The sequence below is a fragment of the Ercella succinigenes genome, from assembly GCF_900002895.1.
Genome location: NZ_CDHP01000040.1, coordinates 247,022 through 257,867, shown reverse-complemented (window position 1 = coordinate 257,867; position 10,846 = coordinate 247,022). Strand labels below are relative to the sequence as shown.

At 38.0% G+C, this 10,846-nt stretch carries 5 protein-coding genes; 1 reads left to right on the top strand and 4 read right to left on the bottom strand.

Annotation, left to right across the window (positions count from 1 at the left end; translation table 11 throughout):
• The first annotated feature begins 534 nt into the window (after positions 1–534).
• Complete coding sequence (locus AC0KSB_RS09755; RefSeq protein WP_472308729.1) at positions 535–1,317, top strand: YlmH family RNA-binding protein; 783 nt, start codon at positions 535–537, stop codon at positions 1,315–1,317.
• Between the two features lie 18 nt (positions 1,318–1,335).
• Here the strand turns inward: AC0KSB_RS09755 and AC0KSB_RS09750 are convergent, their stop codons facing one another.
• From AC0KSB_RS09750 to AC0KSB_RS09735, 4 genes are all read right to left on the bottom strand, one after another.
• The gene (locus AC0KSB_RS09750) at positions 1,336–3,687 is read right to left on the bottom strand and encodes a hypothetical protein (protein ID WP_472308727.1); all 2,352 of its coding nucleotides are present in this window, start codon (positions 3,685–3,687) and stop codon (positions 1,336–1,338) included.
• Positions 3,688–3,708: 21 nt separating this feature from the next.
• The gene (locus tag AC0KSB_RS09745; protein ID WP_472308725.1) at positions 3,709–4,734 is read right to left on the bottom strand and encodes a DUF3137 domain-containing protein; all 1,026 of its coding nucleotides are present in this window, start codon (positions 4,732–4,734) and stop codon (positions 3,709–3,711) included.
• A 272-nt stretch (positions 4,735–5,006) separates the two neighbouring features.
• Positions 5,007–9,485 carry an MBG domain-containing protein gene (locus tag AC0KSB_RS09740; protein WP_472308723.1) on the bottom strand — a complete coding sequence of 1,493 codons (4,479 nt, stop codon included), beginning with the start codon at positions 9,483–9,485 and terminating at the stop codon, positions 5,007–5,009.
• Between the two features lie 196 nt (positions 9,486–9,681).
• Complete coding sequence (locus AC0KSB_RS09735) at positions 9,682–10,551, bottom strand: D-psicose 3-epimerase (protein WP_472308721.1); 870 nt, start codon at positions 10,549–10,551, stop codon at positions 9,682–9,684.
• Between the last annotated feature and the right edge of the window lie 295 nt (positions 10,552–10,846).

Below are 10,846 nucleotides of genomic sequence, written 5' to 3'. Positions count from 1 at the left end.
TTATTATACGAACACTTCAAGGAAAACTTTAATACAATTTGTTTTTATTTGAATTTCAAAAATTTTATGAGGCTTCGAAATTTTCTGGATTTTTCACAAAAAGGTCATTTTATTTAACAACAAATTTATCGACTTAATATCTATGGTTACAAATAGATAGTGCCAATTATATTTTTTGGTATCTTACCTATTAGCATCAAAGCAGTCTGGAAAAAGAAGATCAGGGACACTCTGATAAAATAACAAAAAAGCTTAAAACTACTGTTATCACTACATCCTAGCCTAATCTGAATACGAGCCTTGTCTGACACATGTGTCCCTTCTGCTAATCTTGGAGCAGCTATTACAGCATTAAGGACTGCTGTTTTCCTGTGCTTATTTACTTTGATCTTATTTTAACTATAGTTACTTTATTATTTTATAGTTACAGTTCAGTCGCTCTCAAATAATAGACCGCATCTAATACATGATATATAATTGATTTTTGAATTATTTTAATATTTTTCAAGTTGGCAATAATGGAGAGTAGTAATAATGGATCATTCTTTTCAGACAAGGGAGATGCGCGAGGTTATTAGTCGGATAAGTGATTTGGCTGATCAGGCTGATAGGCAGGGATTTATCACTTTTTCGGAGTTTCTGGCGCCACCGGAGAGGGCAGCGGCACAGGTCTGGCTGCGTAAGAATAAAGTTGAGCATTCTTTTTATGGTGGCTTTGAGGATGCGGAGCGGCAGATCTGCTTTCTTTTGCCGGATTATAAGAGCGGACAGGCTCTTGAACCTTCGGAAATTGCTGAAATTGTAGGTGCATTAGAGTTGAAAGCAACTGCTAAAGCTGCGTCATTGACTCATCGTGATTTTCTTGGCAGCCTTCTTGGTTTGGGTTTTCGCCGAAGCCAAATAGGGGATATTATGGTAAAAGATAGCTCTGCGGTTGTTGTTTGCTTGTCTTCTATCATGGATTTTATTGAGAATAATCTTTTGAAAATAGGATCTTATTCAGCTGTTATAAATCGTTTTAATCTGCAAGATATTGAGCCGCCTGTCAGAAACAGCGAGCAGATTAAAATCACTGCAGCATCACTTCGTCTTGATAAAGTTGCGGCAGGCGGTTTTGGAACATCACGTACACAAATGGCGGATTATATTCGCAGTGGACAGGTGATGGTAGACTGGTTGGAGGAGACTCGTCCGGATAGAGAAATTCGTCTGGGAATGACGATTTCTTTGCGTGGTCATGGTCGGATTATCATTTCTGGAGATGAAGGTTTTTCCCGTAAAAACAGACATATTTTGATAATTGAACGATTGATTTGATGTTCTTGTACATATTTTTCATTTTTGAACTAGAGACAGACTTTCCCATGACATTGATAGTATAAGTATATTCTCCCCTTCGGCATTTTTCCTGATACTTACATTATGGGTGCGAGTACTTTCTTGAACAATAGGTTCTCCAGTTTCAAAATAAAGCGTATGTGTATGATCAATGGTTACGAAATTGTCTGCTATGTTTCCCGATATATCATATCCATTACTGTAGTGTCCAAAATCTTGTAGCCATTCGCCTGTTACATTTCCTTTATCATCAACGGATAGAGATACCGCTTTGCCATTATATGTTCCAGCATATATGCCACTGATACTTTGACTTTTATCTGGCTGCTCTATATTTTCAGGGTTTTCTGTCGGTTCTTGTGTTGGTTCTTTTGTTTCTTCAACAGGTTGAGTTTCCTGATCTGAAATCAGAATGCGAATAGTGATACGGTCGCTTGCCAAAATCACATCTTCATATTGCTGGTTTACCAACTTGACCTCTGCATAAAAAACTGTGTTTTCTGTCAAATTCCTATATGTATATCTCCCTCCTGAAAGGACTAAATCCTCTTGCTCAGGATTAGTACTTATGCGCCTTCCGTCTCCGAAATCCCAGACAAACTTGTACAACCCAGCAGGTTCAGCTTGTGCATTAAATGAATGCGTGATCTGTGTCTGTCCTGACTCAAGCAACAAAGTCACTTCTCGTTCGCCTTCAAATCTGATACTAAATCGATCATCTGGTGGCACAAGTCCCCTGAGCATAAGCTGCTGATTATACCAGTCATCATCTCCACTGCTGGATAAACGAATGTCTAGCAACTGTTTAAGTGTATCTACATGTATTGTTTTATCATCTCTTTGATGCTCAGGCGTAAAATATCGATCCATACTTATATGTTCCCGTCCAGTATGGATAAGTGCTTCCTGAGTGTATAAAAAAAGTCTATCAAAAAATTGTTCCATGCTCTCTTCCGTACTTTTATGCCGCATCATAAGATTGTAGTTGAGTTCTGGAATTCTATCATCCTCATCAAGAAAAATATTTATCAGATCAGCTTGTTGTTTACGAATAGTTGCAAGCTCCCTCTCCTGAGAAATCCTCTTATCAAAAGTAGCTTTTATAGCTGCCTTTGCTTTTACTTCATCACTATCATATTCAATTATGACCTGCCTGCGCAAAGCTCTCATCTGTTGCCAAAGATCCTCAAAATCATTCTTTTCATTGTTGTATCCCCAGAAAAGATTACCCGAGCCGCCGTCACGATATGCTAAGTATGCCTTTTCAATTTCATTGTTTTTCCAGTAATCAATTTCTCTGCTTATTGCTTTCAAAGGAATTGATAACGCATTATTCAGTATATGATCACTCGAATAGTCAGCCAAATATGCAAGTGCTCCGTCAACATCTCCTGCTGATAATGCCCCTGCCGCACTAGCGGCAGTTCCGGTAAGTCCAGTAGTTGTTTTCAGAACACCCGATTTGACGTGATTGGCAATAACCTCACCTGCATGTTTACAAATATTACTACTGAGTGCAACCAAATCTTTTTCATATAAACTGACTATGACGTCGCCATATTTTTTATTGCCAATAACCATTTTGATGACATCTTCCGTTATTTCGTATATTAATTTTTGGTCATTGCTACCAAAGCCATCGATAAGTAGAGATTTGACCATCGGCTCAACAACAGCATTCAGATCAGTTGCAATATCCTTCCTGATTTCTGATCCTAGCTTTTCCATTGCCCACTGCTGACGACTACGCTGATCAAGATAGTTATCAATTCTTTGTGTTTGAGTCAGCTCAGCTGCTCCAAAAAGCCAATTATGATATGTTTCAATCACAATATAACTCTCTATTAGATTCACTTCTTTTGGCGAAAAGTAAGTCCAAGCATTATCGTCATGATAATGCACAACACATATACCTCCCAGATCACGATCGTCAAGCAAGTTATTTGAATCGAATTTTAGTTTAATAGTAACAGGCTCATCTGTACGCTGCTGATCACCAATAAACTCCACTTGATATATATCACTTAGAGGACTAAAAGCCAGGTCGTCATATTGTATTTGATGCTCTGGTTTTGACAGCCTTATTTGGGTTTTATTTTCGAAAGTATTATCAGGTATTTCAACCAAAATTCCATACTTAAATAAATCACCAATCACAATCCCTTCACCGGAAAAATTCATTTCCACCGGCTTCTTGATTGAATTTTGAGTTGGCCATAATCCTTTTTTACTCACTGATTTATCGGCAAAATTTCTCAAAGCAAAAACAATAAGCAGAACTGCTGCAATAACAAAAATCAAAACAAAAGCCGCTAGAATCAGTTTTATATGTTTTTTATCTTTAGACATCCGGGAAGCTCCTCTCTTTAGTTAATCTTCCTGCACAAAAGTAAAATTCATTTCACTGATGATGTCTTTAATAATTTTAAGGATAAAAAGTATATTTTCTGCATGCTTCGGATCTGCTACTGATTTGAAAGCGCTAAATTCAAAGAGACTCTTTTTTGTTGGTATGGCGATTAATATATTTTTCCCCAGTGCTGCTTCAATTCCCTTTTCTGTTCTAGCATCAGTACTGAGTTGAGAATCAAGTTTAAGTATGACTTTTGCCAGTTCTGCATTTAGTATTTTTGCCACTTTATCAGGATTATCTGCATAAACATTATATATTTGTTCGATATCGGAATCATTAATTGAAACTAGATCGAGCTGAGGACTCCCAAATGGAAATCGCGGCTTTCTTTTTTTACTCAGAAGAATAGTGGCTTTCTGGCTGACAGGAAAGTCCAGTCGTAAAAGCAATCCGCGAAAAGTTCTTGATATTGATTGGTTCTGTGGGTCTGAACCTCGACTTTCACTCAGATTGGCATCTGCTACCGAAAATCTAATACCATCTATTTTTCCCGTTAAATTATTTTGGATTTTAGCCTTGTTATCTTCATAAAACGGCAAAAGCCCCGCTTGGGCAAAGCTTTTTACCGGGAAAGATAAAGCATCCTCTGTATAATCCAGATTCATTTTTGGGCAAATTTGCTCTATTATTTTTATCTTTGCTTTATTTCTAAAACCAGAAAGATGCATGTATGGCACTAAAAACATAACGATTGTAATCGCCATTATGATTATCAGTGGCAAAAAGTCCCAGATTTCATTTACAGTAGAATAGACGTTTCCTGCATCTTGCAAAAAGGCCGCAAGAAGAACCAATCCTGCTGCTGCCGATATAAAAAATCCTACTATCGCTTGACGTTGCCGAAAAATCAACAGCTTGAGATGCGGTTTAATCTCTTTGTCAAAAAAAGTCTTGCTATCGCTGGTTATAATGTTTGAATCCTTGCTTGTATCGTTTGTACTGGCATGATCTTCTTGGGAATTGTTTTGATAATTGATTGACATAGCGCTCTCCTAAATCAAGGCAAAAACTCTTCTTGTTTTTATTATAACGGACAACCTTGCAATAATAAACAGGTTGCCACCTGATAGATTACCTACGATGCATTTAACCTAAAAGAATGAGAAGCTTGAATATCGTGCAAAAGAACTTGAAAAAACCCTTGTCTGAAATATTTGTCAGACAAGGGTTTAATTGACTGCGGCATTTACGCCATAAAATTTGTGACTCTAATAAATAAGCGTCTCCTGCTTCACTTTTTCAGGATAATTTTTTCTCAGCTTTCTTGTTCGCAACTTTTCTTTTTGTAGTTATATTTTACATTTATTAAGATAAACATTCCTGCTGCAAGAGATAGTAGTTTTAGCATATTAGAGCTTTCTCCTGTTTTGGGCAATGCTTCGGGTGCATCTCCTACTATTGCATAGACAGAAAAATGATTTGTCTTAAACTGCAGATACTGTATTCCGTCTCTCTCTACTATTTCTGTTTCAAATGCTGTTATTTCGCCTTCGTCATTTATATATATGACCTGTAGATTATTATAACTTGCGAATTGCGGCGGCAATGGTAGCAATACTGTTATTTCGCCTGTTATTTCGCTATTGTCTACTTTGCCGGTGGTTAATGTTCCGTCATTTCTGACGATTGTCTTGATCAATGAAATGTCAAAGGCCTGTAACAAAACTCTGTTTTCTTCTGAAAGCGTTTCCCGGGCAGAAATTACATATGGTTTGTTTGCCTGTTCCGGTTGCTCCACCTGTTCAACTGCAAGCTCTACGTGGACAAGATCTACATCCTCTTCTTCCATTTCTGGCAGAGTTACACTTTCAAGTACATTTTCTGCTCTTACTCCTGTTACCGTGTTTTGCGTGTTTTGTCTTATCTCTCTGCTGATGATGAAGTTCCCTGCTTCAAAGTTGACTAAGTAATTCTTGCTGCTCTTTAGACTTCCCTGATTTATGGCATACAAGCCTACTATATCTCCAGATTCTCGTGTCAAACTACCACTAAATGAATTTGTTATTGTGTCTTCATAAGCGAGACTTCCTGCTGGGATTGTCCAGGTCAGTGTGGGGTCTTGCTGTCCAAATATTTTATTTATATTTGCGGCTGTTACAGTGATTGGTTTAGGCAGGACGGTCAGATTAGAAGCTGTATAGCCAAGAGTGTAATTACTGTTTGCTGTTAAACTGCCTTGATTTATGGTGTAGCTGCCTACTGTATTTCCGGCGTCTCTTGTCAGGCTACCACTAAATACATTTGCTATTGTGTCTTCATAGGCTAGACTGCCTGCTGGTATTGTCCAGGTCAGTGCTGGATCTGCTGATCCATAAACCTTTGTCTTGCTTTCTGCTGTTACCGTGATTGGTTTGGGTGTAACAGTCAAATTGGCAGCGGTATAGCCAAGAGTGTAATTACTGTTTGCTGCTAAGCTGCCCTGATTTATGGCATAACTGCCTACCGTGTTTCCGGCAGATCTTGTCAGGTTTCCACTGAATACACTTGCTATTGTGTCTTCATAGGCTAAACTGCCTGCTGGTATTGTCCAGGTTAGTGCAGGATCTGCTGATCCATAAACCTTTGTCTTGCTTTCTGCTGTTACTGTGATTGGTTTGGGTGTAACAGTCAAATTGGCAGCTGTATAGCCAAGAGTGTAATTACTGTTTGCTGCTAAGCTGCCCTGATTTATGGCATAGCTGCCTACTGTATTTCCGGCGGATCTTGTCAGACTACCGCTAAATACATTTGCTATTGTGTCTTCATAGGCAAGACTGCCTGCTGGGATCGTCCAGGTTAGTGCTGGATCTGCTGATCCATAAACCTTTGTCTTACTGTCTGCTGTTACTGTGATTGGTTTGGGTGTAACAGTCAAATTGGCAGTGGTATAGCCAAGAGTGTAATTACTGTTTGCTGCTAAGCTACCCTGATTTATGGCATAGCTGCCTACTGTGTTTCCAGTTTCTCTTGTCAGGCTACCGCTAAATACACTTTCTATTGTGTCTTCATAGGCAAGACTGCCTTCTGGGATCGTCCAGGTTAGTGCAGGATCTGCTGATCCATAGACCTTTGTCTTGCTGTCTGCTGTTACTGTGATTGGTTTGGGTGTAACAGTCAAATTGGCAGTGGTATAGCCAAGAGTGTAATTACTGTTTGCTGCTAAGCTGCCCTGATTTATGGCATAGCTGCCTACCGTGTTTCCGGCAGATCTTGTCAGGTTTCCACTGAATACACTTGCTATTGTGTCTTCATAGGCAAGACTGCCTTCTGGGATCGTCCAGGTTAGTGCAGGATCTGCTGATCCATAAACCTTTGTCTTACTGTCTGCTGTTACTGTGATTGGTTTGGGTGTGATTGTCAGATTAGAAGCTATATAAGTGAACATATAATTACTATTTGCTGCTAAACTGCCCTGATTTATGGCATAGCTGCCTACCGTGTTTCCGGCTTCTCTTGTTAGACTACCGCTAAATACACTTGCTATTGTGTCTTCATAGGCGAGACTGCCTACTAGTATTCTCAAGGTTAGTGCAGGATCTGCTGATCCATAGACCTTTGTCTTGCTGTCTGCTGTTACCATGATTGTTTTACGCGTAACGGTCAGATTAGAAGCTGTATAACTGATATTGTAATTACTGTTTGCTGCTAAACTGCCCTGATTTATGGCATAGCTGCCTACTGTATTTCCGGTTTCTCTTGTCAGACTACCACTAAATACACTTTCTATTGTGTCTTCATAGGCAAGACTACCTAATGGCATTTTCCAAGTTAGTGCAGGATCTGCTGATCCATAGACCTTTGTCTTGCTGTCTGCTATCACTGTGATTGGTTTGGGTGTGATTGTCAAAGTTTGTAATGCTTGCGTAGGCAAATAAGCTTCATTGCCGACTTGTGTAGCAATTATAGTTGTTGTCCCTACACCAGTTATTTTTACTTTGCCATTTTCTATGACAGCAACATCAGAATTAGAACTTGCATAAGTTATAGGCAAACCAGAGCTTGCTACTGCATCGGGAGTGTATTCTTCTGCTCCATATACTAATGTTTTTGTCGCATTAAAACTAATGTTTTGTAATGCTTTTGGCATTGTTACAGCAACAACATTTGAATTTTGTGAAATTATTTCTCCATTTCCAGCTCTTACTCTATAATAATAGGTCGCACCTGGAGACAGGTTATCAACAAAACGAGTAGAATTATTACCAACATTTAAATTCTCAATTTCGAAAGTTTCAAAATTACTATCTCTTGAGACATCTAAATAATAATTAGTTGCATCATAAAGAGTCTGCCAGTTTGCGTAAAAAGAAGTTGTTCCTAAAATTGTAGCTGAGGTTGCAATTATTTCCGCCGGCTGCCACTGGGCGGTAACAGTTATATCTTCATTTGGCATAGTCTCTGGAAGTTCGGGACTCCAACCGTTAAACCTATACAAAATTCTGGTAGGAGTTGGGGCAATAACAGGATCACCATAATCTAATACAATGCTGTTTACAGAAGTTCCGCCATTACTATCAAAATTTATACTATATTGATTTGTCGTTTCAAACTCTACCGGATCAGGTATAAATTGAGTATCATTGTCATAAACAAAGACAATATATACTTTATAAGTTGTTCCTGGAAGCAAATCATTAACAACTATCGTCGCTGATCCCATTGCCGGTAAGTTAACAGTTCCGCTAGAAATTGGCAAATTCCCTTCTGCGTTCTGTCCATTGCGAATATTTTCTACTGAAGGCTCAGCTTCAGTTTCAGGAACTACAACATAATAGGCAGTTGCTGGATTTTGAGAATTTAGTGTAAATTGCATTGAATTATTTGTAATATTCTGTACTGGCTGAACACTGTCAAAAACATCCTGCACAATGCTATCTATATCAGCTGCAGCTCCAGCTGCATAATACCAATTAATAGTTTCCGACTCTCCTGGCTGTAAATCATCAAAACGCACATAAAAGGCATAGGAATTATCACCAAAAGTTGCAATAGGAGAGTCAACTGGATTTCTAATTATAATATTTTGCCAACCAAACCGGCTTCCAACTATATTATTCGCTTTGTCTGAATTAGTGAAAAAAAAGACAGCCTCATTCACATTGTCTATCTTTAATGCCTTGGACTGTTCCGAAGCCGCAGATATAGGCACAAAGACGCCATCGATAATATTACCTTTTGTTTTATTGTTGGAATCACTATTACCAACATAATCATCTTGTGTTCCAACCCAGTATCGCAAATTAGTCATGGGTTGGCTGCTTATATTTTTAAATGTTGATGTTACACTAATAAGTGATTTGTTTTCAGGAAGAGTATATATTGTCGTCAACTCAACAGCTTTACCATTAATTGTAAATGTACCAATTGTTTTAATAGTGCCGTAACCACCACCTGCAGTCTGTGTATAAAGACTATAATCAAAAGTCTGATTTTGCAGTGTGGGATTATAAGCAGAAGCTCCATTTATATTCCACCAATTACTGCCGTCTCCGCCTTCACGTATTTCAAAATCAAGCGGATAATCAGAAAAAGTTAATTGTCGCCATTGTCCAATGTTGTTTTGATAGAAAGGCTGCAGCAAATTACCTGATTGATTAATCGAATTTGCCGAGCCTGTACCAAAACGCAAACGCCCGTTGTTCAAAACAACCGGCGATGTAATATTTTCAGCAGCTACCATTATTGGTGCCAACAGTAATAGGATTATCAGTAAAAAAATAATGCTTGAGACCTGTTTTTTTCTAAACCCATCCATAAAATACCCCCTTGCCGTTTTCCCAATTCATGAATAACAAATTATTTTGTTAGCAGAATCAGTGACGACTTTTACATATTTTAACAAATTAAAATATGTGCTTATCATTAATAGTCAAATTATAGCAAAAACAACTCTATAATAGCTATATTTTATTAAAAAAAAGCAATGACTGGGCTTAAATTAAAAGTTAGGTTCAGCTCATAATCTCTTTTGTAAAAGCCAGCAACCTGGTCGCTTCTTTATCCAGTGCAGCTTCGGTTTCATGTTCTATCAAAGAGCGCCATACCTTTATGTCGCGACCTACTTCACCACCCATCATAACAAAAGGTTCTGAGACTATTCTTGCTTGATAATTAATATCTTTGAGTGCTTGGGCTACTTCCTGCCAATTTATATGTCCTCGTCCAGGTGCGGTTCTGTTATTTTCGCCGGTGTGGAAGTGAACCATATATTTGCCTGCATGTCTAATTGCATCGCCAATTGATGCTTCTTCAATATTCATATGATATGTATCAAGCTGCATACCCACCAGAGGATGGTTTACTTTTTTCACAAAATCTACTGCTTCGGCAGCTGTATTTAAGAGAACTGATTCAAATCTATTAACAGCTTCCACACAATAAACAATATTGTATTTATCTGCTGTCGGTAAAATCTTATCCAAAGAATCAATGCTTCTTTTTAGAATTTCGCTTTTGTCATTCACAATGAAATCTGGCGACCCCCAGCCTGCATAGTTTACTCCTGAGATAATCGCACCGTCCATCAAACCTATTTTCTCAAGTATTCCGGTCATATACTTAATACCTCTTTCGCGAATGCTTTTCTCCTCAGAGGCAATATCATAATGTGGATCAAGTCCCATACTGTAAGTGAGCTCTATGCCGCGTTTATCGGCTTCTTTTTTAATTTCTAGACACTTTATTTCAGACATTTCCAGCAAAGGCTGAGCCTGAAACTCTAAAATATCAAAACCCAGATCTGCAACTTTGTTAATATATTTCAAATGATCTGCTGCCCAGTTTTTTTCCCAGAAATTCATGAAAATACCTAGTTTGTTCATGTGATGTGCCTCCTTGTTATTTCTGTTGTCGCTGGCAATATTTAGCTTTTAGCAGATTTTGTTCATGGCAGCTAAAACAGATAAAAAACATTAACATCTTCTTTTTGTAAACACATTTTACTATTAATCGTATGTTTTGTCTGCTTGGATTTTTCGCTCCTTATTGAACAATGAAAAGGGAAAAAAGATATCTCAAAAATTTTGAGTATATCACATGAATTTTTCTTTATAGCATACTTGAAATTTATTTGATGCTTTGATTACTTAATTGCTTACAACTCAATATTATGATAAA